The 25,024-nt window shown below is 73.0% G+C and carries 19 protein-coding genes; 6 read left to right on the forward strand and 13 right to left on the reverse strand.

Features of this window, described 5'->3' with window-relative positions; translation table 11 throughout:
• Positions 1-12: 12 nt before the first annotated feature.
• On the reverse strand, positions 13-1,164 hold the full coding sequence (locus QDR37_RS01990; protein ID WP_279711870.1) for an aminotransferase class V-fold PLP-dependent enzyme: 1,152 nt from the start codon (positions 1,162-1,164) through the stop codon (positions 13-15).
• Between the two features lie 20 nt (positions 1,165-1,184).
• Between QDR37_RS01990 and glgX the strand changes: the two genes are divergently transcribed.
• Positions 1,185-3,257 carry a glycogen debranching protein GlgX gene (glgX, locus tag QDR37_RS01995; protein WP_279711871.1) on the forward strand — a complete coding sequence of 691 codons (2,073 nt, stop codon included), beginning with the start codon at positions 1,185-1,187 and terminating at the stop codon, positions 3,255-3,257.
• A 178-nt stretch (positions 3,258-3,435) separates the two neighbouring features.
• On the opposite strand, the gene glgP is transcribed toward glgX, so the two are convergent.
• On the reverse strand, positions 3,436-6,030 hold the full coding sequence (gene glgP / locus QDR37_RS02000) for an alpha-glucan family phosphorylase (protein WP_279711872.1): 2,595 nt from the start codon (positions 6,028-6,030) through the stop codon (positions 3,436-3,438).
• 295 nt (positions 6,031-6,325) lie between these two features.
• Here glgP and QDR37_RS02005 point away from each other — a divergent pair, with 295 nt between their 5' ends.
• The 3 genes from QDR37_RS02005 to QDR37_RS02015 all read left to right on the forward strand — a co-directional run bounded on the left by QDR37_RS02005 (position 6,326) and on the right by QDR37_RS02015 (position 12,357).
• The gene (locus tag QDR37_RS02005; protein ID WP_279713535.1) at positions 6,326-8,293 is read left to right on the forward strand and encodes an alpha-1,4-glucan--maltose-1-phosphate maltosyltransferase; all 1,968 of its coding nucleotides are present in this window, start codon (positions 6,326-6,328) and stop codon (positions 8,291-8,293) included.
• 34 nt (positions 8,294-8,327) lie between these two features.
• Positions 8,328-10,544, forward strand: coding sequence for a 1,4-alpha-glucan branching protein GlgB (glgB, locus tag QDR37_RS02010; protein ID WP_279711873.1), 2,217 nt, complete (start codon positions 8,328-8,330; stop codon positions 10,542-10,544).
• Positions 10,545-10,875: 331 nt separating this feature from the next.
• A complete protein-coding gene (locus QDR37_RS02015) occupies positions 10,876-12,357 on the forward strand; it encodes a sugar transferase (protein ID WP_279711874.1) in 1,482 nt (493 codons plus the stop codon).
• 29 nt (positions 12,358-12,386) lie between these two features.
• On the opposite strand, the gene QDR37_RS02020 is transcribed toward QDR37_RS02015, so the two are convergent.
• Positions 12,387-13,352, reverse strand: a complete 966-nt coding sequence (locus QDR37_RS02020; RefSeq protein ID WP_279711875.1) for a tetratricopeptide repeat protein — start codon at positions 13,350-13,352, stop codon at positions 12,387-12,389.
• 4 nt (positions 13,353-13,356) lie between these two features.
• On the reverse strand, positions 13,357-15,096 hold the full coding sequence (locus QDR37_RS02025) for a hypothetical protein (RefSeq protein WP_279711876.1): 1,740 nt from the start codon (positions 15,094-15,096) through the stop codon (positions 13,357-13,359).
• 263 nt (positions 15,097-15,359) lie between these two features.
• Here QDR37_RS02025 and QDR37_RS02030 point away from each other — a divergent pair, with 263 nt between their 5' ends.
• Together QDR37_RS02030 and QDR37_RS02035 are read left to right on the forward strand one after the other, a co-directional pair.
• Complete coding sequence (locus tag QDR37_RS02030) at positions 15,360-16,712, forward strand: hypothetical protein (protein WP_279711877.1); 1,353 nt, start codon at positions 15,360-15,362, stop codon at positions 16,710-16,712.
• Between the two features lie 21 nt (positions 16,713-16,733).
• Positions 16,734-17,801 carry an AI-2E family transporter gene (locus QDR37_RS02035; RefSeq protein ID WP_279711878.1) on the forward strand — a complete coding sequence of 356 codons (1,068 nt, stop codon included), beginning with the start codon at positions 16,734-16,736 and terminating at the stop codon, positions 17,799-17,801.
• On the opposite strand, the gene QDR37_RS02040 is transcribed toward QDR37_RS02035, so the two are convergent.
• The 9 genes from QDR37_RS02040 to rpsB all read right to left on the reverse strand — a co-directional run bounded on the left by QDR37_RS02040 (position 17,798) and on the right by rpsB (position 24,636).
• On the reverse strand, positions 17,798-18,538 hold the full coding sequence (locus QDR37_RS02040; RefSeq protein WP_279711879.1) for an alpha/beta hydrolase: 741 nt from the start codon (positions 18,536-18,538) through the stop codon (positions 17,798-17,800). The genes QDR37_RS02035 and QDR37_RS02040 overlap by 4 nt on opposite strands.
• Positions 18,535-18,807: a hypothetical protein gene (locus QDR37_RS02045; protein WP_279711880.1), complete on the reverse strand. Its 273-nt coding sequence runs from the start codon at positions 18,805-18,807 to the stop codon at positions 18,535-18,537. Before QDR37_RS02045 ends, QDR37_RS02040 begins: the two co-directional genes overlap by 4 nt.
• A gap of 14 nt (positions 18,808-18,821) precedes the next feature.
• Positions 18,822-19,472, reverse strand: coding sequence for a lytic transglycosylase domain-containing protein (locus QDR37_RS02050; RefSeq protein ID WP_279711881.1), 651 nt, complete (start codon positions 19,470-19,472; stop codon positions 18,822-18,824).
• A 189-nt stretch (positions 19,473-19,661) separates the two neighbouring features.
• A complete protein-coding gene (locus QDR37_RS02055; RefSeq protein ID WP_279711882.1) occupies positions 19,662-20,210 on the reverse strand; it encodes a DivIVA domain-containing protein in 549 nt (182 codons plus the stop codon).
• Between the two features lie 16 nt (positions 20,211-20,226).
• Positions 20,227-21,192, reverse strand: a complete 966-nt coding sequence (locus tag QDR37_RS02060) for a phosphatidate cytidylyltransferase (protein WP_279711883.1) — start codon at positions 21,190-21,192, stop codon at positions 20,227-20,229.
• Between the two features lie 5 nt (positions 21,193-21,197).
• Positions 21,198-21,752: a ribosome recycling factor gene (gene frr / locus QDR37_RS02065; protein WP_279711884.1), complete on the reverse strand. Its 555-nt coding sequence runs from the start codon at positions 21,750-21,752 to the stop codon at positions 21,198-21,200.
• A 50-nt stretch (positions 21,753-21,802) separates the two neighbouring features.
• A complete protein-coding gene (gene pyrH, locus QDR37_RS02070) occupies positions 21,803-22,501 on the reverse strand; it encodes a UMP kinase (RefSeq protein ID WP_279711885.1) in 699 nt (232 codons plus the stop codon).
• 158 nt (positions 22,502-22,659) lie between these two features.
• Positions 22,660-23,487, reverse strand: a complete 828-nt coding sequence (tsf, locus tag QDR37_RS02075; protein WP_279711886.1) for a translation elongation factor Ts — start codon at positions 23,485-23,487, stop codon at positions 22,660-22,662.
• A gap of 99 nt (positions 23,488-23,586) precedes the next feature.
• The gene (rpsB, locus tag QDR37_RS02080) at positions 23,587-24,636 is read right to left on the reverse strand and encodes a 30S ribosomal protein S2 (protein WP_279711887.1); all 1,050 of its coding nucleotides are present in this window, start codon (positions 24,634-24,636) and stop codon (positions 23,587-23,589) included.
• Positions 24,637-25,024 lie beyond the last annotated feature (388 nt).

A 25,024-nucleotide genomic window follows, 5' to 3' on the forward strand; every position in this document is an offset into this window, starting at 1 on the left:
GGACGAGGCGGGTCAGGCGACGGCGGCGAGCGCGGGCAGCGCCGCGAGCAGCGCGTCGACGTCGGCCTCGGTCGACGAGTGCCCGAACGTGATGCGGAGCGCGCCGCGGGCCTCCTCGGCCGGGAGACCCATCGCGAGCAGCACGGGCGAGACGCGGGCGACGCCCGCGAGGCACGCGGATCCGGTGCTCACCGAGACCCCGGCCATGTCGAGCAGCAGCAGCAGGTCCTCGCCGTTCGCGCCCGGCACCGTCAGGTGCAGGTTGCCCGGCAGCCGCGCACCCGGGACAGCCGGATCGGCGCCGCGGACGACCGCCCCGGGGAGCGCTGCGAGCACCCCGGCGAGCGCGCGGTCGCGGAGGCGCCGCAGCCGGTCGGCCTCCCGCTCGAGGTCCTCCGTCGCCGCCTCGGCCGCGACGGCGAACGCGCGGGCGGCCGCGGCCTGCTGGGTGCCGGAGCGCAGGCCGCGCTCCTGGCCGCCGCCGTGGAGCACCGGCTCGAGCCGCACCGACCGGTCGACGACGAGCGCGCCGATGCCGGGCGGCCCGCCGACCTTGTGCGCCGAGACGCTGAGCAGCGCGGCGCCCGAGGCCCGGAACCGCACGGGCACCGAGCCGAAGGCGGCGACCGCGTCGACATGCAGCGGCACGGCCGCGGCGCGGGCTGCGCCGGCGAGGGCCGGGACGTCGTTCACCGTGCCGACCTCGTTGTTCGCCCACAGCGCCGTCACGAGCGCGGGGGCGCCGTGCTCGTCGAGCGCGCCGGTGAGCACCGCCGGCGACAGCCGGCCGTCGCCGTCCACAGGCAGCGGCACGAGCTCGGCGCCCTCGCTCGAGACGAGCGCGTCGATCGTCTCGACGGTCGCGGCGTGCTCGCCGCCGGGGGCGAGCACGCCGCGCCTGCCTGCCGCCGCACCGGCCCGGTAGGCGCCGGTGATCGCGAGGTTCACGCTCTCGGTGCCGCCCGAGGTGAGCACGACGTCGAGCGGCGCGCAGTCGAGCAGCGCCGCGAGCCGCTCGCGGGCGTCCTCGAGCATCGCCCGCGCGGCCTGCCCGTGCCGGTGCACCGACGACGGGTTGCCGGCGCGCCCGAGCGCCTCGACGAGGGCCGCGGCGGCGGCGGCCCGCATCGGCGACCCGGCGGCGTGGTCCAGGTAGGCGGCCATGACCTGCATAGGGTACGGGCATGCAGGCGGCTCCCCTCGAGGCGGCGACCGACCCTCGCGCCGAGGACCACCTCCGCGATCTCGGCGTGCGGCTCACTCCCGACGGCGGCGAGGTGCGCGTGTTCAGCGCCACCGCGAAGCGGATGGAGCTGTGCCTCCTCGACGAGCGCGACCCCTACTGGGTGGAGAAGACGGTGCGCCTCCGCCGCGGTGAGGGCGGCGTGTGGAGCGGCAGCTCCCCGCTGCTCGCGCCGGGACGGCGGTACTCGATCCGCGCCGACGGGCCGAGCGGCCCGCGCGACGCGTTCAACCCCGACCTCCACCTGCTCGACCCGTACGCGAAGGGCCTCGTCCGCGTCGACCAGGAGACCTGGCGCGGCGCCGTCGTCACCGACGACTTCGACTGGGGCGGCGCCGGCAAGCCGCACACGCCCCTCGAGCGCACCGTGCTCTACGAGGCGCACGTGCGAGGGCTCACGAAGCAGCTGCGCAGCGTCCCCGCGCACCTGCGCGGCACCTACGCGGGGCTCGCGCACGAGAGCACCATCGACTACCTCAAGGACCTCGGCGTCACCGCCGTCGAGCTGCTGCCCGTGCACGCCTCCACCAGCGAGCGGCGGCTCATGAAGCAGGGCATGGCCAACTACTGGGGCTACAACACGGTCGGCTTCTTCGCCCCGCACGGCCAGTACGCCTCGCTGCCCGCGCAGGCGGCCGGGCCCCAGGCGGTGCTCGAGGAGTTCAAGGGCATGGTGCGGCTGCTGCACGAGGCGGGCCTCGAGGTGATCCTCGACGTCGTCTACAACCACACCGCCGAGGAGGGCCGCTACGGCCCGACGACGAGCTTCCGCGGTCTCGACAACAGCACCTACTACCGGCAGGGCGGCGACGGCCGGTACATCGACACCACCGGCTGCGGCAACACGCTCGACCACTCGCAGGAGGTCGTGCAGCGTCTCGTGCTCGACTCGGTCAGGTACTGGGCGAACGAGGTCCGCATCGACGGGTTCCGCTTCGACCTCGCGGTGACGCTCGGCCGCGACGGCGCCGTCACCTACACGCCGGACTCCCCGCTGCTCGCCGCGCTCCGCGACGATCCGGCGCTCGCCGGCGTGAAGCTCATCGCCGAGCCGTGGGACGTGGGCCTCGGCGGCTGGCAGACGGGCGGCTTCCCTGCCGGGTGGTCGGAGTGGAACGACCGCTACCGCGACACCGTGCGCGACTTCTGGCTCACCGACGTCGAGGTGCTGCGCGGCGGCGGCTGGCCCCGCGAGGGCATCGGGGGCCTCGCCACCGGACTCGCCGGCTCGAGCCCGCGGTTCGGGCGGGAGCGGGCGCCGCTCGCGTCCGTGAACTTCGTGACCGCGCACGACGGCTTCCCCCTCGCGGACCTCACCGCCTACAACCAGAAGCACAACCTCGCGAACGGCGAGTCGAACCGCGACGGCACCGACAACAACCACTCGTTCAACTTCGGCGTCGAGGGGCCGACGCGGAACGAGGCGGTCCTCGCCGACCGTCGCCGGGCGATGCGCAACCTGCTCGGCACGCTGCTGCTCTCCGCAGGCGTGCCGATGCTCCTCGCGGGCGACGAGCACGGCCGCACCCAGCGCGGCAACAACAACGCCTACTGCCACGACGCGCCCGTCACCTGGCTCGACTGGCGGCTCGCGGACTGGCAGCGCGAGCTGCACGACTCGGTGCGGCGCCTGATCCGCCTCCGCGACGAGAACCCGGCGCTGCGCCCGTCGCGCTACGCCGGCGACGACGGCGCGATCGACGGCGCCACCGAGATGCACTGGTACAACCGCGGCGGGGTGCGGATGGACGACGCGGCCTGGCTCACGAGCGAGAACCGCACCCTGCAGTACCTCGCCCGGACGCTGCCGGACGCACCGGGCCGGAACAGCACGCTGGTGGTCGTGCACGGCCACGAGTGGCCGACCACGGTCGTCATGCCGCAGCACGACGGCATCACGCGCTTCACGCCGCTCTGGAGCAGCGCGGACGACGCGCCCGGCGGCGCCCCGCTCGCCCCCGGCGACGAGGTCGCGGTCGACGGCCCCACCCTGCTGCTCCTCCGCGCGGAGTGACCGCTGAAGCGGGACACCGCGTGTAGGTGATCGGCTCTCGTGGAGGTCGAGATCGTGGTTCCGGACCTGCACCCGGACGAACTCCCTACGCGGCGTCTTCGACCGAGGCCCGGGATGGGCCTCGGCGCCGGCGTCGCGGCGGAGGTCCGACAGGACCTCCGCCCTCCGCTCCACGGCGCTAGTGCGCGACCGCGACCAGGCCCATCTCCGAGGAGTTCGCGAGGTACTGGTTCTTCGGCACGACGCGCACGTTGTAGCCGAACGACCCGGGACGCTCGAGCGTCACGGTGCCGGCGAACGTCTTCGAGCCGTCGAGGTAGATCGTGCCCGTCATCGGCGCGAGCGGGTCGGTGACGTCGTCCTCGAGCGGCGACAGCTCGACCACGCTCGTGTGCTGCAGCTCGTCGCCCTCGCGGGAGGTGCCGTAGACGACCTGCACCGCGACGTCCGCCGGGTCGAGCACGCCGAGCTGCACCTGCGCGCGCACGTGCAGCGCGTCGCCGACCTGCGGCACGGGCGCGAGACCGCCGGACTCGACGTGCACGACGGAGACGCCGCTCCACGACGACGAGACGTGGTTCTTCCAGGAGGCGAGCTCGCGGCCGCCCGCGAAGTCGTTGTCGCTGATCGCGGCGGCCGCCTTGCCGGCGGGTATGTAGAGCTGCTGCACGTACTGGCGCACCATCCGGTCGGCCGACAGCTCGGGCGACAGCGTCGCGAGCGTGTGCCGCACCGAGCGCATCCACCGCGACGGCACGCCGCGGTCGTCTCGCCGGTAGAACCGCGGTGCGATCTGGTTCTCGATGAGGTCGTACAGGCTCTCGGCCTCGAGCTCGTCGCGCTCGGCGGCGTCGCCCGCCGAGTCGGCGGACGGGATCGCCCAGCCGTTCTCGCCGTCGTAGTACTCGTTCCACCAGCCGTCGAGGATCGACAGGTTGAGCGCACCGTTCAGGGCCGCCTTCATGCCCGACGTGCCGCAGGCCTCGAGCGGGCGCAGCGGGTTGTTCAGCCACACGTCGCAGCCCGGGTAGAGCACCTGCGCCATCGCGATGTCGTAGTTCGGCAGGAACACGATGCGGCGGCGCAGCTCCGGGTCCTGCGCGAAGCGCACGAGCTTCTGGATGAGCCGCTTGCCCTCGTCGTCGGCGGGGTGCGACTTGCCGGCGATGACGAGCTGCACCGGCCGCTTCTTCGACGTGAGCAGCGACGCGAGCCGCTTCTCGTCCTGCAGCATCAGCGTGAGGCGCTTGTAGGTCGGCACGCGGCGGGCGAAGCCGATCGTGAGCACGTCGGGGTCGAGCACCTCGTCGAACCACGCCGGCGCCGAGGCGCCCGGGTTCTCGCCGTGCCAGGCGTCGGTGATGCGGCGGCGCGCGTCGGCGACGAGGTTCGCGCGCATCCGGTTCTTCACGTTCCAGATGTCGGCGTCCGTGACGGCGTTCGAGTCCCACTCGGCCGCCGTGGTGTCGGACGTGCCGAGCTTGTCCTCCGCGAGGCGCAGCAGCATCGGGTCCGTCCACGTCGGCGCGTGCACGCCGTTCGTGACGGACGAGATCGGCACGTCGGCCTGGTCGAACCCCGGCCAGAGCCCCGCGAACATGCCGCGGCTCACGTCGCCGTGCAGCTGCGAGACGCCGTTCGCGTGCTGGCCGAGGCGCAGGCCCATGACGGCCATGTTGAACACGTCGTGCGAGCCGCCCGGGTAGGTCTCGCTGCCGAGCGCGAGCACCTCCCACACGTCGACGCCGGGCAGCAGGTCGCCCGAGAAGTACTGCTGCACGAGGCCGCGGTCGAAGCGGTCGATGCCCGCGGGCACCGGCGTGTGCGTCGTGAACACGGTGCCGGCGCGGACGACCTGGAGCGCCTCGGCGAAGCCGAGACCGTCGGTGATGAGCGTCGAGATGCGCTCGAGGCCCTGGAAGCCCGCGTGGCCCTCGTTGGTGTGGAACACCTCTGCCTGCGGCGCGCCCGTGATCTCGGTCCAGATGCGCAGCGCGCGCACGCCGCCGATGCCGAGCAGCAGCTCCTGCAGCAGCCGGTGCTCGCCGCCGCCGCCGTAGAGGCGGTCGGTCACGCTGCGGAGCGACTCCTCGTTCTCGGGGATGTCCGTGTCGAGCAGCAGCAGCGTGACGCGGCCGACGGCGACCTGCCAGATGCGGGCGTGCAGCGTGCGGCCGTACGGCAGGGCGAGCGAGACGAGCGCCGGGGCGCCGTCGGGGTGGCGCGTGAGCGTGAGCGGCAGGCCGTCCGGGTCGAGCACCGGGTAGGCCTCCTGCTGCCACCCGTCGCCCGAGATCGACTGCTTGAAGTAGCCGGCGCGGTAGAAGAGGCCGATGCCGGTGAGCGGCAGACCGAGGTCGGAGGCGCTCTTCAGGTGGTCGCCCGCGAGGATCCCGAGGCCGCCCGAGTACTGCGGCAGCGCGGCGGCGATGCCGAACTCGGGCGAGAAGTAGGCGATGTGCTTCGGCGCCCCGGAGAGCGACTGGTACCAGCGCGGCTCGCGCTTGTAGCGGTCGAGGTCGTCGCGGAGCGCGTTCGCGCGCTGCACGAAGGCCTGGTCGACGGCGAGCTCCGCCAGGCGCGCGGGGCTCACGGCACCGAGCAGCGCGACCGGGTCACCGGCGATGTCGCGCCAGATCACGGGGTCGATCTCGGAGAAGAGCTGCCGGGTCGGCTCGTGCCAGGACCAGCGGAGGTTGGCGGCGAGCGCGTCGAGCGCGGACAGCGACTGCGGCAGCACCGTCCGGACGGTGAATCGGCGGATGGCTTTCACTTCGCTCGGCATTCCTCTGATCAGCGGGCGTGAACGGACGTCACCATACGGGAACGGACGCCTCCTGCCAGGGAGGCGGGAGCGCCGCTCCCCGAGCCGTTCCCGCGTGCAGCGAAAGCCCAGGGCCCGGCACCGGGGCCCCTCGTAGAGTGACCTCGTGGCTGACATCCAGCGAACGGACGGGGCAGCGGCCAGGTCGACCCGGCAGGGTCGCGCCGGCACCGCCTCGACGAGGGCGACGCAGGCCAGGCGCCAGGCACCGAAGGCCGAGGCCTGGAAGCCGGTGCTCGGGCGCATCCCGATCCTCGACCTCGCCCCGCAGCAGCCGGACGACCTCTGGCCCGCGAAGGCGTACGACGGCGAGGTGGTCCCCTTCTCGGCGTCCGTCTTCAAGGAGGGGCACGACGTCATCGGCGCCGACGTGCTGCTCACCGCGCCGTCGGGCCGGGAGGTGCGCCGCCGCATGACCGAGGTCAACCACGGCCTCGGCCGGTTCACGGCGCTGCACCGCCTCGACGAGACCGGGTCGTGGACCTGGCGCGTGCAGGCCTGGGCCGACGACTGGGGCACCTGGCGCCACGACGCGGAGATCAAGGTGCCCGCGGGCATCGACGTCGAGCTGATGCTCGAGTCGGGCGCGCTGCTGCTCGAGCGCGCCGCGCAGGAGCAGCGGCGCACCGACGACGTGCGCCGGCGCTTCACCGAGCTCGCCGCGAGCCTGCGCGACACCACCGCCGACGCCGACGTGCGGCTGCGGCTCGTCCTCGCCGACGACGTCACGGCCGCGATCGAGCAGGACCCGATCGCGAGCCTTACGACCCTCGGCCCCACCCGCACGCTCCGCGTCGAGCGCACGCGCGCCGGCTACGGGGCCTGGTACGAGTTCTTCCCCCGCTCCGAGGGCGCGGTCAAGCACGAGGACGGCTCGTGGACGTCCGGCACGTTCCGGACCGCGGCGAAGCGGCTGCCGGCGATCGCGGAGATGGGCTTCGACGTCGTCTACATCCCGCCGGTGCACCCCATCGGCCGCACGAACCGCAAGGGGCCGAACAACACCCTCGTCGCGGGTCCGAACGACCCCGGCTCCCCCTACGGCATCGGCGGCGAGGCCGGCGGTCACGACGCGATCCACCCCGACCTCGGCACCGAGGAGGACTTCGCGTACTTCCTCGACTCGGCCGCCCGGCTCGACCTCGAGATCGCGCTCGACATCGCGCTGCAGGCCTCGCCCGACCACCCGTGGGTGACCGAGCACCCCGAGTTCTTCACGACCCTGCCGGACGGCTCGATCGCGTACGCGGAGAACCCGCCGAAGAAGTACCAGGACATCTACCCGCTGAACTTCGACAACGACCCGGAGGGGTCGTACACCGAGATGCGGCGCATCTTCCAGGTGTGGATCGACCGGGGCATCCGCATCTTCCGCGTCGACAACCCGCACACGAAGCCGCTCGGCTTCTGGGAGCGGCTCCTGCACGACGTGAACAGCGCCCACCCTGACGTGATCTTCCTCTCGGAGGCGTTCACACGCCCGCCGATGATGCGCGGGCTCGCGAAGGTCGGCTTCCAGCAGAGCTACACGTACTTCACCTGGCGCAACACGAAGCAGGAGCTCACCGAGTACCTCACCGAGCTGTCGACCGAGACGGCCGACTACCTGCGGCCGAACTTCTTCGTGAACACGCACGACATCCTCACCCCGTACCTGCAGTTCGGCGGCCCCGCGGCCTACAAGATCCGCGCCGCCCTCGCCGCGACGAGCTCCCCCAGCTGGGGCGTGTACTCCGGGTACGAGCTGTACGAGGACGTCGCGCGGCCCGGGTCCGAGGAGAACATCGACAACGAGAAGTACGAGTACCGGCCGCGCGACTGGGGCAAGGCCGCGATGCTCGGGCGCACCCTCGCGCCGTACCTCACCCGCTTGAACGCGATCCGCCGCTCGCACCCCGCGCTGCACCAGCTGCGCAACATCCGGTTCCACTGGAGCGACGACGACTCGGTGCTCGTGTTCAGCAAGTACGTCGAGGCCGAGTTCACCGAGAGCGGCAGGTCCGACGCGATCATCGTCGTGGCGAACCTCGACCCGCACGGCAGCCGTGAGACGACCGTGCACCTCGACCCGACCCTGTTCGGGCGGCCGGCCGGCGAGAGCTTCCCCGCGCACGACCTGATCACCGACTCCGTCTGGTACTGGGGCACGGACGACTACGTCCGCCTCGACCCGTTCGCGGAGCCGGTCCACATCCTGCACGTCGAGGGCTGACCCGGGTTCCCGGGTCGGCGAGGAGGAGATCCCGATGCCCACATCGAAGCAGGCGACGACGCCGCTGCCGGAGGCCCCGCGGCCCGCGGACGACGTGCTCGAGCACATCGCGAACGGCTCGCACTCCGGCCCGCACTCGGTGCTCGGCCAGCATCCGATCGGCGACGGGGACGCCGTCGTCATCCGCACGCTCCGGCCCCTCGCGCTCGAGGTCACCGCCGTGCTCGGGTCGGGCGAGCGCGTGAGCCTCGACCACGTCGGCTGGGGCGTCTGGCAGGGCGTCAGCGGCGCCGGCTTCCAGGACTACGTGCTCGAGACCCGCTACGAGGGCGACGTCGAGTGGACGGCCGACGACCCGTACCGCTACCTGCCGACCGTCGGCGAGGTCGACCTGCACCTCTTCGGCGAGGGCCGCCACGAGCGCCTCTGGGAGATGCTCGGCTCGCACCACCGCCAGGTGCACGGCGTCTCGGGCAGCGCCTGGGGCACCGCCTTCTCGGTGTGGGCGCCGCACGCGCAGGCCGTGCGGGTGATCGGCGACTTCAACAACTGGAACGGCGTGCTGCACGCGATGCGGCGGCTCGACAAGACCGGCGTGTGGGAGCTCTTCATCCCCGAGCTCGCGCCCTACAACGCGTACAAGTACGAGATCCTCACCGCCGCGGGCGAGTGGATCGAGAAGGCCGACCCGATGGCGCGGCACACCGAGCAGCCGCCCGCCACGGCCTCCGTCGTCACCGAGAGCAGCTACCGCTGGGGCGACTCCGCCTGGATGAGCGCCCGGGCGGCAGCGAACCCGACCGACCAGCCGATCAGCGTCTACGAGATGCACTTCGGCTCCTGGCGGCAGGGCCTCGGCTACCGCGACGCGGCCGACCAGCTCATCGACTACCTGCACGAGACGGGTTACACGCACGTCGAGTTCCTGCCGCTCGCGGAGCACCCGTTCGAGCCGTCGTGGGGCTACCAGGTCACGGGCTACTACGCGCCGACCTCGCGCTACGGCCACCCCGACGACCTGAAGTACCTGATCGACCGACTGCACCAGGCGCGCATCGGCGTCTACGTGGACTGGGTGCCGGGTCACTTCCCGAAGGACGCGTTCGCCCTCGCGCAGTTCGACGGCCAGCCGCTCTACGAGCACAGCGACCCCCGGCTCGGCGAGCACCAGGACTGGGGCACCCTGATCTTCAACTACGGCGACAGCCAGGTGCGCAACTTCCTCGTCGCGAACGCGCTGTACTGGCTCGACGAGTTCCACGTCGACGGCCTCCGCGTCGACGCCGTGGCCTCGATGCTCTACCTCGACTACTCCCGCGAGGACGGCCAGTGGCTGCCGAACCGCTACGGCGGCCGCGAGAACCTCGAGGCGATCAGCTTCCTGCAGGAGACCACCGCCACCGCCTACAAGCTGCACCCCGGCGTCCTGATGATGGCCGAGGAGTCGACGAGCTGGGGCGGCGTCACGCATCCCACCCACCAGGGCGGGCTCGGGTTCGGGCTCAAATGGAACATGGGGTGGATGAACGACACCCTGCGGTACATCGCGAACGACCCGCTGTGGCGCAGCTACCACCAGAACGAGCTGACCTTCTCGTTCCTGTACGCGTTCAGCGAGAACTTCATCCTGCCGATCAGCCACGACGAGGTCGTGCACGGCAAGGGCTCGCTCATCGGCAAGATGCCGGGCGACCCGTGGCAGCAGCTCGCGAACGTGCGGGCGTACCTCGCCTTCATGTGGGCGCACCCCGGCAAGCAGCTGCTGTTCATGGGCCAGGAGTTCGGGCAGCGCAGCGAGTGGAGCCAGGACCGCAGCCTCGACTGGTGGATCCTCGACCAGCCAGCGCACCGTGGGCTGCTCTCGTTCGTCGGGCAGCTGAACCGCGTGTACCGCGAGAACCCGTCGTTCTGGCAGCAGGACTCGTCGTCGGCCGGCTTCAGCTGGATCGACGGCAGCGACGCGGCGAACAGCGTGCTCGGCTTCCTCCGCTGGGACCGAGACGGCAACCCCGTCGCGGCGCTGTTCAACTTCTCCGGCCGGCCGGTGGGCGACTACCGCGTCGGGCTGCCGTTCGCCGGCACATGGGAGGAGCTGCTCAACTCGGACGCCGAGGAGTTCGGCGGCTCGGGCGTCGGCAACTACGGCTCCGTCGTGGCCGAGAACGAGCCCTCGCACGGCCACCCGGCCTCGGCGGTGCTCACGCTGCCGCCGCTCGGCGCCCTGTTCCTGCGGCCCAAGCCGCGCGGGTAAAGCACCGGCACCGCTGATCCAGGGCGGCTTCCGACGAAGCGGGCGCGGAACGACGCCCGGACCGCCGGAAGCCGCCCGTTCTCCGTCGTGTGTGCCGCGAAGAGGGGGTGCTCGCGGCGTTCGGCTCCCTTGCCCCCGCAGGGCGCCGCTCGCTACGGTCGAGAGCGGACCCGATACCCCTCGGGTTCTCCGTCGCTCCCCCGGCGACAGCACCTCCGCAGTCCCCGCTGCACCCGGCCGGCCTTCCCCGAGGACGACCCCGCACTCCCCCCGCCCGACGTCCGCCCTGCCCAGGGGCCGCCGCCGCGTCCACCCGAATGGACTCCCCCGCATGACCACCTCCCCGCTCTCCGCGTCGGCGCCGTCGCTGCGCTCGCGGGCCGTCGCCGTCGCACCCCGGCGCTGGTCCGTCCGCTATGCGCGCCGCCTCCTCGTCACCGACGTCCTCGTCGTGGCCGCCGCGCTCGCCGCCTGCCAGCTCGCCTGGCTCGGCCCGTCGCCCGCCCCGGTGCCCCTGCGGAACGACGGCGAGACGTCGTGGCTCACCTACCCGCAGCTGTCGCTGCTCGTCGGCGTGGTCTGGCTCGCGCTGCTCGCGATCCTCGACAGCCGCGACGAGCGCGAGATCGGCAACGGCGCGACCGAGTACCGCCGCGTGCTCCGTGCGGGCTTCGCCGCGTTCGCCGTCACGGTGGTCGCGTCGTTCTTCCTCGGTCTCGACCTCTCCCGCGGCTGGGTGCTCGCGGTCTTCCCGATCGGCTCGAGCGCCGTGCTCGCTTCGCGCTGGACGTGGCGGAAGTGGCTGCACGCCCGCCGCGCGGCCGGGGAGCTCGCGCACCGGGTCGTGCTGATCGGCTCCACCGCGACCGTCCTGCAGACGGCCCGCGACCTCGCGCGGCAGCCCGCGCACGGCTACCGCGTCGTCGGGGTCGCCCTCACCGACGGACCCGACTCGGGCGAGGTCGGCGGACTGCCCGTCGTGGGCCCCGTCGACGAGGTGCCGGGCGCGCTCCGCTCCCTCGGGGCCGACACGGTCGTGGCGACGAGCAGCGACCACCTGCCGCCCGAGCGCATCCGCGACCTCGCCTGGCAGCTGGAGCCGCGCCGTCACGAGCTCGTGCTCGCTCCCTCGCTCACCGACGTCGGCGGCTCGCGGATCCACCTGCGGCCGGTCGCCGGCCTCCCGCTGATCCATGTCGAGACGCCGCACTACTCGGGCCTCGGCCGGTACGCGAAACGCGCCTTCGACATCAGCGCCTCGGCGCTCGCCCTCGTGATCCTCGCGCCGCTGCTCACGGTCGTCTCCGTGCTCATCGCCTCCGACAGCCCCGGCGGCGTCTTCTACCGCCAGACCCGCATCGGCCGGAACGGCGAGCCGTTCAGCATCCTCAAGTTCCGGTCGATGAGCGCCGACGCCGACGCGCGCCGCGCAGAGCTCGTCGCCGGCCGCGGCAAGGGCCTCTTCAAGATGGCCGACGACCCCCGGGTCACCCGCATCGGCCAGGTCCTGCGGCGCTACTCGATCGACGAGCTCCCGCAGCTGCTCAACGTGCTGCGGGGCGAGATGAGCCTCGTGGGGCCGCGTCCCGCGCTGCCGGAGGAGGTCTCCGACTACGACCGCCGCGAGCTGCGGCGGCTCGCCGTCACGCCGGGGCTGTCCGGCCTCTGGCAGGTGAGCGGTCGCTCGAACCTCGCTTGGGAGGACGGCATCCGGCTCGACCTGTACTACGTGGAGAACTGGTCGATGACGCAGGACCTGTCGATCCTCTGGCGGACCGCGAAGGCGGTGCTCACCTCCGACGGCGCCTACTGACGACGCCGGGGCCCCGCCCCGGGGCGACGTCAGTACAGCAGCGAGGTGAGGCGGCGGCGGGCGGCGGCGACCCGGGGGTCGTCGGCGCCGATCATCGCGAAGAAGTCGAGCAGCCGCGTGCGGAGCACCGTGCGGTCGTCACCCGCGACGACCGCGAAGGTGTCGAGCAGCCGGGCGAACGCGTCCTCGACGTGGCCGCCGGCCATGTCGAGGTCGGCGACCGCGAGCGCGGCCTCGACGTCCTTCGTGTCGCTCGCCGCACGGGTGCGGGCGTCCTCGGGCAGCGACTGCAGCCGGTCGAGGAGCTCGACCTGCGCGAGCGCGGCGACGGCAGCGGTGTCGCGCGGGTCCTGCGCGATCGCGGTGCGGAACAGCCGCGCCGCTTCCGTGTAGTCCTGCCGGCCGATGGCCTCGTAGGCCTCGGCGTGCAGCGGCGGCAGCGGCTCGGGCTGCGGCTCCTCGGCGGGAGCGGCGGCGCCCTCCCCCATCGGCACGGAACCGGTCACGCCGTTCTGCGCCGCCAGGGCGAGCACCTGCTCGAACAGCGGCCGCAGCTGGTCCTCGGGCACCGCGCCCGCGAAGAGGGGGACGGGGCGTCCCGCGATCACGGCGACGACGGTCGGCACGGCCTGCGCCTGCAGGTCGGCGACGAGCTGCGGGTTCGCGTCGTGGTCGACCACGCCGAGCACCAGGCGACCCGCGGCCTCCTCGACGACGTGCTGCAGCGCGGGCAGCAGCTCCTGCGACGGCGTGCTCCACGGGGCGACGACCGCGAGCACCACCGGCACCGTCCTCGACAGCTCGACGACGCGGGCGAGGTCGGCCTCGCCCACCTCCACGACGACGCCCGCAACGGGTGCGCCGTCGCCGGGGGCGCCCTCGGCGGAGGCGCCGCTCGGGGCGGACGGGGACGGCTGGGACTGCCGGGCGACGAGGGGCGAGAGGTCGACCGCCCCCCGGAGCCCGCTCAGGGAAGCGCCGGGGACTGCGGCCACGTGCTCACAACTCCTTCGCGGATATCAGTCCCTGAGCGTAGCCGAGCAGCACGACGCGCTCCGACGAGGCGGCGGACGGCACCGAGAACAGCAGCTGGTACCCGTAGGTGGAGGCGATGCCCTTCGTCGTCGAGTCGACCTTCGAGAGGATCTTCGTCGCGCCGCTCGGGGTCACCTTGACGCCGTCCTTGCTCGGCTTCACCGTCCACGTCTCGGCGAGGTCGACGGCGACGATCGCCCCCGAGTCCGCCGTGGCGAGCGCGACGACGTCGGCCGGGTCGGGCGTGACGTCGGTGAACGTGATGCCGGCGGTGCCGCCGAGCGCGTCGACCGCCTTCTTCTTCGCCGCGGTGCCCACGGCCTGCAGCAGCGCGTCGGAGGACGTGTCGAAGAGGGCGCTCTCCTTCGGATGCGCCCAGCGCAGCAGGCGGCCGTAGTCGGCGGCGAGCTCGCGCGGGGCGACCCGCAGCAGGCCGGTGTCGGGCTGGAGGCGCGACGCGCCCGCGGTCACCGACGGCAGCGAGGGCAGCACGGTGGTGGGCAGCAGCGACATCTCGTCGCGCACCTTGTAGCCGTCGCGGGGCGTGGCCTGGACGAGCGTGAGGGCGACCGGGGCCACCTTCCGGGGCGCGCTGCGGCTGCTGACCACGGCGAAGAGCGTGCGCGGCCACGCCGCGGTCGTCTCCGGGAGGATCACGTTCACGAGGGCGTCGGGGGCCACGGGGATCGCCTGCGGGAGCGCGCTCCGCGGGTCCTTCTGCTTCACGAGGTACGCGGCGCGGCGCAGGACGAGGGCGGGCCCGTCGAAGCGGTTCCGGAGCGTCCACGCCGACAGCCGCCGGTCGGCGAGCTGCGCGGTCTCGGCGGCGCTCGCGACGATGCGCGTCGCCTGCTCCTCGGTGACCGCCGCGGCGGTCACGTGCACGCCGGAGGTGGCGGCGACGAGCACGGGACGGGAGGTCGACTGGCAGCCGGTGAGCAGGACGGCTCCCGTCGCGACGCTCGCGATCAGGGCGGTGCGGCGCACCGCCCTGCGGCCCTTCGCCGTGGCGACGAGCTGCGGCCTGGTGGTGTGGACCCGCGGATGCGGCGCCCTCGGCAGCTTGGCGGGCGGGCGGCGACGGGGGCCGCGGCGACGGCGCAGGTGCACGAGCGCCCAGATGTAGAGCAGCAGCCCGACGACGGCGAGCACGCTGCCCCCGATGATCAGCGGGGTCGCGAGCGGGGTCGCGACGCGCACCGGCCAGCTCAGCGCGATCGTCGACGGCGCTGCGGCCGTGCCGTCGGCCGCGACGAGGACGGCGACGCCCGAGGGCACCTTCACGTTCCAGTCGAGCCGGCCGGTCGCCGCCTGCTGGTCGACCCAGAGGTCGGAGCCGTTCGGATCCGGGTGGCCGCCGGTGAGCCCCGCGACGACCGGGGCGGTCGACACGACCGGCGGCAGCGCCTTCCCGGCGGCGTCGACGCGCAGCGTGGCGTACCGCTGGCCCGAGAGCCAGGCGGTGACGTCGGCCTGCCGGCCGTACGCGGCGAAGACCTTCGAGGACCCGGCGAGATGCAGCTGCTGCTGCCCCGGGTGCGCGTTCAGCACCGATCCGGGCACGACCACGTAGCGGACGCCCGCGGGGACACCGGCGCGGACGGTTGTGTGGTCCTGCGGCAGCAGCACGGTGCGCTGCGCGATGCCGAGGCCGATCAGGACCGCGGCGACCACGAAGGTCACGAGTGCGAGCACGAAGCGCACGGCGGTCCTCCTCGTTCTCGTCGGGACGGGCACCGCCGGGATCGGCGGCGCGTCGGCGTCAGGGCGCGGAAGCCGCCACGGCGGTGGCCCGCATCCGGGGGCCGCGACGGATCGGGGCAGCATAGCCAGCGGCCGCCGCGCATCCCGCTGCGCCACGCGGAATCGCCGAGCCCCGCATCCGGGTGACGCGCGCCTCCGCTCCTACACTGGGCCCGACGCGCGGGGCGCGCGCCCGAGAACCTTCCGCTGACGAGGAGCGACACGTGTCCGACGAGTCCGGCTTCACCATCGCGATGCGCGGGTACAACCGCGACGAGGTCGACCGGGCGATGCAGGAGCTGCGCCGCGAGCTCGTCAAGGCGAGCAGCGGGCTCGCCGAGGCGCAGCGCGAGGTGAAGCGCCTGTCCGCCCGCGTCGAGGAGCTCGACAGCGAGCTCGAGGAGGTCGGCAGCCCGACCTACTCGGGTCTCGGCCACCGGCTCGAGAGCCTGCTGCGCCTCGCGGAGGAGCAGGCGACCCGGGTCATCGCGCAGGCGGACATCGACGCGGAGCGGCTCCGCTCCACGGCGCAGGCCGACGTCGACCGGCAGCGGCTCGAGTCCGCCGAGCTCGCCGAGCGCCTGCTCGCCGACGCGCGCGAGCAGGCCGAGGCGACGCTCTCCGCGGCCCGGCTCGAGGCCGACCAGACCCGCGAACGGGCCGAGCTGAACGCCGAGACGACGACGCAGGACGCGCTCCGCGAGGCGGCCGCGATCCGCGGCGCCGTCGCGACCGAGGCCGCCGAGACCCGCGGGACCGCGAAGCGCGAGGCCGCCGCGATCCGCGCCTCCTCGGAGCGCGAGGCCGCCGAGCTCCGCATCGTCGTCGAGCGCGAGACGGCCGCCGCGCGCGAGGAGGCCGCCCGACTGGTCCGCGAAACGGAGGTGTCGCGCACCGAGCTCGAGCGCGAGATCGAGGCCGGGCGGGCCGACCTGCACCGCGAGCTCGAGCGGATGCGGGCCGACCTCGACCGCGAGGCCGAGCAGATGCGGGCCGACCTCGACCGCGAGGCCGAGCAGGCGCGCGCCGACCTCGCCGACGAGCTCGAGGAGGCGCGCATCGCGCAGTCCCGCGAGCACGACGCGCGCCGCGACGCCCTCGCCGCCGACCTCGCCGAGCTCCGCGCCGAGACGGCGCGGGAGGTCGAGCAGGCGCGGCTCGATCTCGACGTCGAGATGAAGTCCCGTCGCGACGAGGCGGAGCGCGAGTACCTCGCCCGGCACCAGGAGGCCGTGGCCTCCACCCAGCGCTACCTCGACGACGCGAACGCGCAGCTCGCCGACGCGATCCGCCGGGCGGCCGACAAGCGGCTCGAGGCCGACGCGCTCGAGACGACCATCGAGATCGACGGCCGCCGACGCCGCGAGGCCGCCGAGACCGAGGCGGCCGAGCTCGTGACGGATGCCCGGCAGCGTGCCGCGGCGATCCTCGCCGAGGCGGAGGAGCGCTCGACCCGGCTCGTCCGCGACGCGGAGGAGCGCCTCGCCGAGCTCCGCGAGGAGCGCGACGCGATCGCCCAGTACTTCGAGTCGCTGCGCGGCGCGCTCCGCTCCACCGAGCCCGTCGACGTCGAGTAGCGCCGCGAGCCCCGGTCCTCGATGCGCATCCACAGCCCGTTCCGCACGGGCCTCATCGGCGGCCTCGGCGTGCTCGTCGCGATCGCGACGGGCGTCGCTGTCACGCACCTCGCCACGGTCCTCACCTACGTCGGCGCCGCCGCGTTCCTGTCGCTCGGCCTCGACCCGATGGTGTCGCTGCTGCAGCGCCTCCGGCTGCCGCGGTGGCTCGCGCTGCTCGTCGTCGTGGTGGTCGTGCTCGGGGTGCTCGCCCTGATCCTGACGCTCGTCGTGCCGGTGATCGTCTCGCAGGCCTCGAACCTCGTGCAGACCATCATCCGGTTCACGCAGAACACCGCGTCATGGCGGGCGTTCCTGAAGCAGGTGCAGGACACGGTCGGTCCGTCGGTCGACGTGCAGTCGATCGTCGACCAGACCTCGACCTACCTGCAGCGGAACGCGGGCAACATCACGGGCGGCGTGCTCGCGGTCGGCCTCGGCATCGCGGGCGGCGTGGCCGGCGCGGTGGTCGTCGTGATCCTCACCCTCTACTTCACCGCGTCGATCGACGTGTTCAAGTCGGCGCTCTACCGGCTGGTGCCGATGTCGCGGCGCGAGAAGTTCGCCGACATCGCCGAGCAGATCTTCCAGGCGGTCGGCCGGTACGTGATGGGCCAGGTCGGCCTCGCCCTGATCAACGGCCTGCTCAGCTTCGCGATGCTGTCGGTGCTCGGCGGCCAGCTCGCCGCCGTGTTCGCGTTCATCGCCTTCATCGGCAGCCTCATCCCGCTCGTCGGCACGGTCTCGGGCGCCGCGCTCATCGTCGCGGGGCAGTTCGCGCTGGCGCCGACGGACACCACCTTCTTCGGGGTGCCCACCTGGCTCGCGGTCGCCGTCTACTACATCGTCTACATGCAGATCGAGGCCTACGTGCTGAGCCCGAACATCATGAACCGCGCGGTGAAGGTGCCGGGCGTCGTCGTGGTGATCGCCGCGCTCGTCGGCGGCACGCTGCTCGGTGTGCTCGGCGCGCTCATCGCGATCCCGGTCGCGGCGGCGATCCTCCTCATCGTCGAGCAGGTGATCGTGCCGCGGCAGGCCGAGCTCTAGCCGCTCGCGACCAGCTCGCGGGGCACCTCCGTCGGCAGGGGTGCGGCATCCGGCACCACCGCGGCGACGATCTCGTCCAGCACCCGGCGCACCTGCGGCTCCCCCACCCAGAGGTGGCGGCCGCCCTCGACGACGACGAGCCGCGCCTCGGGCACGGCCGCGAAGCCCTCCCTGGCCTCCGGCGGCTTCAGGAAGTCGTCGTGCTCGGGCACCACGACGACGAGCGGGACGCCCGAGCCGTGCCAGGCCGCGACCTCGCCCGGGGTCGCGCGGTGCAGGGGCGGCGAGAGCAGCACCGCGCCGGCGATCGGGTGCCCGAGCCCGTACTTGAGCGCGAGCTCGGTGCCGAACGACCACCCGAGCAGCCACGGCGCGGGGAGGCCGCGCTCGGCGACGAACGTCATCGCGGCGGCGACGTCGTAGCGCTCCGCGACGCCGCCGTCGTACTCGCCCTCGCTCGTGCCGCGGAGGCTGCTCGTGCCGCGCGTGTTGAAGCGGAGCACCGCGATCCCCGCGAGCGCGGGCAGGCGCGCGGCGGCCTTGCGGAGCACGTGGGAGTCCATGAAGCCGCCGTGCGTCGGCAGGGGGTGCAGGCAGACGAGGGTGGCGACCGGCTCGCGGTCGACCGGCGTCGCGAGCTCGCCGACGAGCACGAGGCCGTCGACCGTCGTGAGCTCGATCTCCTCGCGGTCGGCGACGAGCTCGGTTCCGCTGCGGATCTCGACGAGCCCGCTCATGCGATCCGCCAGCAGTGCGCGTGCCAGTGGCGTCGCGCCTCGAGATCGGCCGTGTCGCCGAGCACGCCGTCGGCGCGCCACACGACGAGGTGCGGCACCCCCTCCGCGATCCCGAGCCCGCAGCCCGGGCAGACGTAGGCCTTCAGCGCCTGCGCGGCCGAGATGGGCTGCACGTTCCACTGCCGGCCGCGACGGGTCTCCAGGCGGGGGCCGCCCGCGACACGGAGGGGCGGCGGCTCCTCGCCCGAGGAGCGGTTGCGACGGGGCACGCGACCTAAGGGTGTCAGTACCAGCCGCGCGAGATCTCCGAGTTCCATGCGCCGCAGGGGCTGCCGTAGGAGCCGGAGATGTAGCTGAGGCCCCACTGGATCTGGACCTTGTAGTCGTTCTGCCAGTCGGCGCCGAACGCCGCCATCTTGCTGCCCGGCAGGGACTGCGGGATGCCGTAGGCGCCGCTCGGGTTGTAGGCGTGCGTGTTCCAGCCCGACTCGCGGTTCCAGAGGTTCACGAGGCAGCTGAACTCGCCGGCGCCCCAGCCGCGAGCGGCGACGAGGCCGGCCGCGTACGCCTGGGCGGTGCCCGTCGGCGTCGTGTAGGCCGGGGCGGTCGCGGCGCTCGCGAGCGCGACGTCGGCGCTGCCGCCCGTCGCGGCGAGCGCGGTCTGATGCACGACGACGACCGGCTTCACGGCCTGGAACTTGTCGCGCTTCACGTCGACGAGCACGTAGCCGCCCTGGATCGCGAACCGCTGCACCTTGTCGACCGGGGCCTGCTCGGGCTTCTGGTAGAACGGCGCGGCCGTCGCGCCCGCGTACGGGTCGCTCACGCTCACGAGGGCGATGCCGGCGCACGCGAGCATCGCGAACGCGCTGAGCGCGTTGCGGCTGCGCGAGAACGGCCGCCGGTACGAGGTCGCCGGCGCGGCCGCGGGCACCGCGGTCCCGGGGTGGACCGGACGGGTCCGTCGGACACCGCCGGGTGCGGTTCGAGCGCTGCTCGAGCGCTGCGAAGCGGCGGAGGGAACGAAGTCGGTGTGCCTGCCCACGATGTCGTCAGCCTATCCAGGGGGTCGAGAAGATCACGGTCCGGTCTCGGCGCGTCATCCGCGCCGCGGGGGCGCCCCTCATCGGACCGCGAGCATGACCTCGACGAGGGCGTCGATCAGCAGGTCGACCTGCGCCTCGCGGTACCCGTTGCGAGCCGGGCGGAACGCGACGCCGCGCACGTCGTCGACCGCGAACCTCGCGCCCTCCTCGAAGTACGCGCGCGCCTGCTCGGCGAAGGCGTCGACGTCCTTCACGGCGTAGCCCACCTGCAGCAGCCCGGTGCGGTCGAAGCGATGCCCCTCGGGCCGGTCGAGCCGCCCGATGATCTCCTTCGCGATGGTGCGGGTGTTCGCGTAGTAGGCCCGCTCCCCCGCGCTGCGGCGGGCGCGGTCGCGCTCCCGGGTCGCGAAGGCGTCCTCGAGCCGCTCGAGCGCGGCGTCGACCGCGGCGGTCGCGTAGCCGCCCCGCTGCATCGAGAACGCCGTGCGGCGGATGTCGGCCGCGGTGAGCGGCGCCTGCTGCCGCTTGTCGTCGAACGCGGCGCGCGCGTCGCTCAGGAACGTGTCGACCTCGTCGGGGTCGTAGCCGAGGCGGCGGCCGCGGGTGCGGGGGAAGGTCGTCGACATGGTCGACATCCTGCACTCAGCGTGCGAGGAACAGCAGGAGCAGCGCCGAGGCGGCGGCAGGAAGGATCGAATCGATGCGGTCGAGGAACCCGCCGTGGCCCGGCAACCAGCCCGAGATGTCCTTGATGCCGACGTCGCGCTTGATCATCGACTCGCCGAGGTCGCCGAGCGTGCCGGCGAGGAGCACGACGGCGCCGAAGACGGGACCGAACCAGATGGGCTCGTCGAGCACCAGGGGCGCGAGGATCGTCGCGGCGGCGATCGCGGCGATCGCGGAGCCGGCGAAGCCCTCCCACGTCTTCTTCGGGCTGATCCGGGGCGCCATCGGATGCTTGCCGAAGGTGAGCCCCGAGACGTACGCGAAGAGGTCGGTCGCGACGACGACCACCACGAAGGACAACGTCCACCACTGGCCGCCGGGCTGCGCGGTGAGCACGCTCGCGCAGGTGCCGAGCCCGGTCACGTAGAGCTGCACGAACGCGGTCGCGACGAGGTCGCGGCCGAGCGCCCGCGGCGGCGCGGGGTGCCTCGGGATCTGCGCGAGCCGCCATGCCCCGGCGAGCAGCACGGCGCCGAGCAGCGTGAGCAGCCAGCCCTGCGGCGCGACCGGGTCGGGACGGGTCGCGCCCGCGACCGGCACCATCGCCGCATAGGCGAACGGCTGCGCGAGCACCCCCGCCACGGCGGAACCGACCCGTGGGACGCGCATCCCTCCCGCACGGAGCGCCCCCGCGAGCTCGAACGCAGCGAAGCCGACGAGCACGACGGCGACGACGAGGAAGAACCGCTTCTCGACGAGGAGGCTCGTGAGCAGGGCCGCGCCGAGCAGCAGGCCGACGATGATCGCCGGCAGGAGGTTGCGTCCGGAGCGCGCGTTGATGCGCGCGTTCGCCTCGTCGAGCTGCAGCCGCCGGACGCGCAGCTGCTCCTGCAGCTCGGCCGTCGTCCGGACACGTCGCGCTCGGCCGGGGTGCTGCGCCATGGACGCTAGACCTCGAGCAGTTCGGCTTCTTTGCGCTTCAACGCGTCGTCGATCAGATCGATGTGCCGCTTCGTGAGCCCGTCGAGCTCCTTCTCGCCCCGCGACACGTCGTCGTCGCCGACCTCGCCCTTCAGCGCGTCGAGGTCGTCCTTCGCGCGCCGGCGGATGTTGCGCACCGCGACCTTCGCGTCCTCGGCCTTGCCGCGGACGATCTTCACGAACTCCTTGCGGCGGTCCTGCGTGAGCTCGGGCATGACGACGCGGATGATCTGCCCGTCGTTCGTCGGCGTCGCCCCGAGGTTCGGCGCGGTCGCGATGGCCTTCTCGATCTCCTTGAGCGCGCTCTTGTCGTACGGCGTGACGACGAGCATGCGCGCCTCGGGCGCCTGCAGCGAGGCGAGCTGCCCGAGCGGCGTCGGGCTGCCGTAGTAGTCGACGAGGATCCGCTGGAAGAGCGCCGGGTTCGCCCGGCCCGTCCGCACGGTGTTGAAGTCGTCCTTCGCGACCTCGACGGCCTTCGCCATCCGATCCGTGGCCTCGGCCAGCACGTCCGCGATCACGACAGTCCCTTCATCGACAGCCTCCGAAGTCTATGCGTGCGGGCTGAGCGTCACGGACGGACCGTGGTGCCGACCTCGGCCCCGCGGATCGCCTCGGTGATCGTGTCGTCGCCGTCGATGCCGAAGACGCGCATGGGCATGCGGTTGTCCATGCAGAGGCTGAAGGCGGTGGAGTCGACCACCTTGAGGCCCTGCTGCAGCGCGTCCGCGTAGGTCAGGGTGTCGAGCTTCACCGCGGTCGGGTCCTGGTTCGGATCGGCCGTGTAGACGCCGTCGACCCCGTTCTTCGCGACGAGCACCTCGTCGGCGCGGATCTCGAGCGCGCGCTGCGCCGCGACGGTGTCGGTCGAGAAGAACGGGAGCCCGGCGCCGGCGCCGAAGATGACGATGCGGCCCTTCTCGAGGTGCCGGATCGCGCGGCGCGGGATGTACGGCTCGGCGACCTGCGTCATCGCGATCGCCGACTGCACCCTGGTCTCGGCGCCGGCCTGCTCGAGGAAGTCCTGCAGCGCGAGCGCGTTCATGACCGTGCCGAGCATGCCCATGTAGTCGGCACGGCCGCGGTCCATGCCGCGCTGGCTCAGCTCGGCGCCGCGGAAGAAGTTGCCGCCGCCGACGACCACCGCGACCTGCGCCTCGGACGACGCTTGGGCGATCTGGCGGGCCATCGACTGGACGATGTCGGGTGCGACGCCGAGCGTGCCTCCTCCGAAGGCCTCTCCGGACAGCTTGAGGACGACTCGGCGCATGCTTCCTCCGTTTCGGGGGGTCGCCGTCGAGCGTATCGGGAGCGCTGCCCGCTCCGGGTGGGAGCCCGGTCAGGTCCTGGCCGCCCGGCTGGAACGACGAAGCGCGGCGGCCGTGGCGGGACCACGACCACCGCGCTTCGGTGGAGCAGGGGTGGTGCTTACGCGCCCACCTTCGTGCGGGCGAAGTCGACGACCGTGATGCCGGCGTCCTTCAGCACCTTGCCGGTCGCCACCTTGCTGTCGCGGGCGTACGGCTGGTCGTCGAGGACGACCTCCTTGAAGAAGCCGTTCAGCCGGCCGTTCACGATGTTCGCGAGCTGCGCCTCGGGCTTGCCCTCGTTGCGCGCCGTCTCCTCGACGATCTGCCGCTCGTGCGCGACGACGTCCTCGGGCACGTCCTCACGGGTGCGGTAGCGCGGCTCGAACACCGCGATGTGCTGGGCGACGGAGCGGGCGGTCTCCGCGTCGGTGCCGGTGTAGCCGAGCACGACGCCGACCTGCGGCGGCAGGTCCTTGCTCGTCTTGTGCAGGTAGACGGCGAACTCGTCGCCCTTCACCTGCTTGACCGAGCGGAGCTCGACCTTCTCGCCGAGCAGCGCGGCCTCGTCGTTGATGAAGGCCTCGACCGTCTGCCCGCCGATGGGCGCGGCCTTCGCGGACTCCAGGTCGGAGGCGCCGGCGGCCACGACGGCGTCGAGCACCTTCTGGGCGAGGTCGATGAACCGCTCGTTCTTCGCGACGAAGTCGGTCTCGCTCGCGAGCTCGAGCAGGGTCGCGACGCCGTCGCCGGCCTTCGCGGCGACGAGGCCGGCGGTGGTGGCGCGGCCGGAGCGCTTCTCGACGCCCTTCAGGCCCTTGACCCGGAGGATCTCGACGGCCTTGTCCATGTCGCCGTCGGCCTCGACGAGGGCGTTCTTGCTGTCGAGCATGCCCGCACCCAGGCGGTCACGCAGGGTCTTCACGTCAGCGGCGGTGAACGACGCCATAGCCGACTCCTTTCGGTCGATGTGCTTCAGGAAGCGCGGATCGGGAGCGCCCGCGGATCCCCGCGGTGCGCTCCCGAGGCGCTGATGGGTCCGCGCGGCTCAGGCGCCGGTGGCGGGACGCTTCTGCTCGGGCGTGGTCGAGGCGTCCTCCTGGGTCTCGACCTCGGCCTCGGTCTGCGGGGAGTGCTGCGGCACGAGCCCGTCGACGGCCTGGCTCTGCAGGTCGGCGTCGGCCTCGGCGTCCGCGTCGTTCTCCTCGGTCGTCGCGCCCTGCTCGGCCTCGGCGGCCTCGGGTGCGGCCTCCGCGTCAGCGGCGGCCTCCGGGGCGGCGTCCGCGTCAGCGGCGGCGTCGGCCGCCTGCGTCGTCGGCTCCGGCGCGTTCGAGTCGGCACCGGCGTCCGCCTGCAGCAGCTCGCGCTCCCACTCGGCCAGCGGCTCGGCGGCCTCCTGGCTCGAGCCCTGGTGACGCTGGATCAGGCCCTCGGCCGCGGCGTCGGCGATGATCCGCGTGAGCAGCGCGACGGAGCGGATGGCGTCGTCGTTGCCCGGGATCGGGTAGGCGAGCTCGTCCGGGTCGGCGTTCGTGTCGAGGATGCCGATCACCGGGATGCCGAGCTTCTTGGCCTCGTCGACGGCGAGGTGCTCGCGCTTGCTGTCGACGACCCAGATCGCGCTCGGGGTCTTCGACAGGTTTCGGATGCCGCCCAGGGTCTTCTCGAGCTTGTCGCGCTCGCGACGCTGGATCAGCAGCTCCTTCTTCGTGTAGCCGCGCGTCGTGTCGTCGAAGTCGATCGCGTCGAGCTCCTTGAGGCGGTTCAGCCGCTTGTGCACGGTGGTGAAGTTCGTGAGGAGGCCGCCCAGCCAGCGCTGGTTCACGTAGGGCTGGCCGACGCGGGTCGCCTGCTCGGCGATGACCTCCTGGGCCTGCTTCTTCGTGCCGACGAAGAGCACGGTGCCGCCGCGGGCGACCGTCTCCTTGACGAAGTCGTAGGCCTTATCGATGTAGGCGAGCGACTGCTGCAGGTCGATGATGTGGATGCCCGAGCGCTCGGTCAGGATGAAACGCTTGACCTTCGGGTTCCAGCGGCGGGTCTGGTGCCCGAAATGCACGCCGCTGTCGAGCAGCTGGCGGATGGTGACGACGGCCACGGCCGTTCCTCGTTCCTCGCGCCGCATCCGGCGCGCTTGCGGTTGTCGCCGGAACGCCCGTTGCGGTCCGGCCCTGGCGCCCGACGGCCCGTCCACCTCCGGTACGGAGGACCGATGGACGAGAGCCGCCCTGGATCGGGCGCGCGAAGTCACCCCGCTCGCGCGGGATGCGGCCACGAGTCTACCAACCCCCGGAACGGGGTCTGAACCCGCGACCCGGCGTCCCCCGGCGGGCGTCGCCGCCAGCCCGGACCGGCCGGACCAGCCCTTCGGCCGGCGGCCGTCGAGCGCACACGATCCGCTCCTCCCCAGGCCGGCTGCAGCAGCGCCGGACTCCCCCGGTCGCACGTCTCGCGCTCGGCCGCCGGCGCGCGGGCGCAGGGTGAGC

This window comes from Amnibacterium sp. CER49 (assembly GCF_029846255.1).
GTDB lineage: Bacteria > Actinomycetota > Actinomycetes > Actinomycetales > Microbacteriaceae > Amnibacterium.

Coding starts and splice junctions, on each gene's coding strand:
- QDR37_RS01990 (WP_279711870.1), bottom strand. CDS start 1,164: ATGGCCGCCTACCTGGACCACGCCGCCGGGTCGCCGATGCGGGCCGCC.
- glgX (WP_279711871.1), top strand. CDS start 1,185: ATGCAGGCGGCTCCCCTCGAGGCGGCGACCGACCCTCGCGCCGAGGAC.
- glgB (WP_279711873.1), top strand. CDS start 8,328: ATGCCCACATCGAAGCAGGCGACGACGCCGCTGCCGGAGGCCCCGCGG.
- QDR37_RS02015 (WP_279711874.1), top strand. CDS start 10,876: ATGACCACCTCCCCGCTCTCCGCGTCGGCGCCGTCGCTGCGCTCGCGG.
- QDR37_RS02035 (WP_279711878.1), top strand. CDS start 16,734: ATGCGCATCCACAGCCCGTTCCGCACGGGCCTCATCGGCGGCCTCGGC.
- QDR37_RS02040 (WP_279711879.1), bottom strand. CDS start 18,538: ATGAGCGGGCTCGTCGAGATCCGCAGCGGAACCGAGCTCGTCGCCGAC.
- QDR37_RS02055 (WP_279711882.1), bottom strand. CDS start 20,210: ATGTCGACGACCTTCCCCCGCACCCGCGGCCGCCGCCTCGGCTACGAC.
- QDR37_RS02060 (WP_279711883.1), bottom strand. CDS start 21,192: ATGGCGCAGCACCCCGGCCGAGCGCGACGTGTCCGGACGACGGCCGAG.
- pyrH (WP_279711885.1), bottom strand. CDS start 22,501: ATGCGCCGAGTCGTCCTCAAGCTGTCCGGAGAGGCCTTCGGAGGAGGC.
- tsf (WP_279711886.1), bottom strand. CDS start 23,487: ATGGCGTCGTTCACCGCCGCTGACGTGAAGACCCTGCGTGACCGCCTG.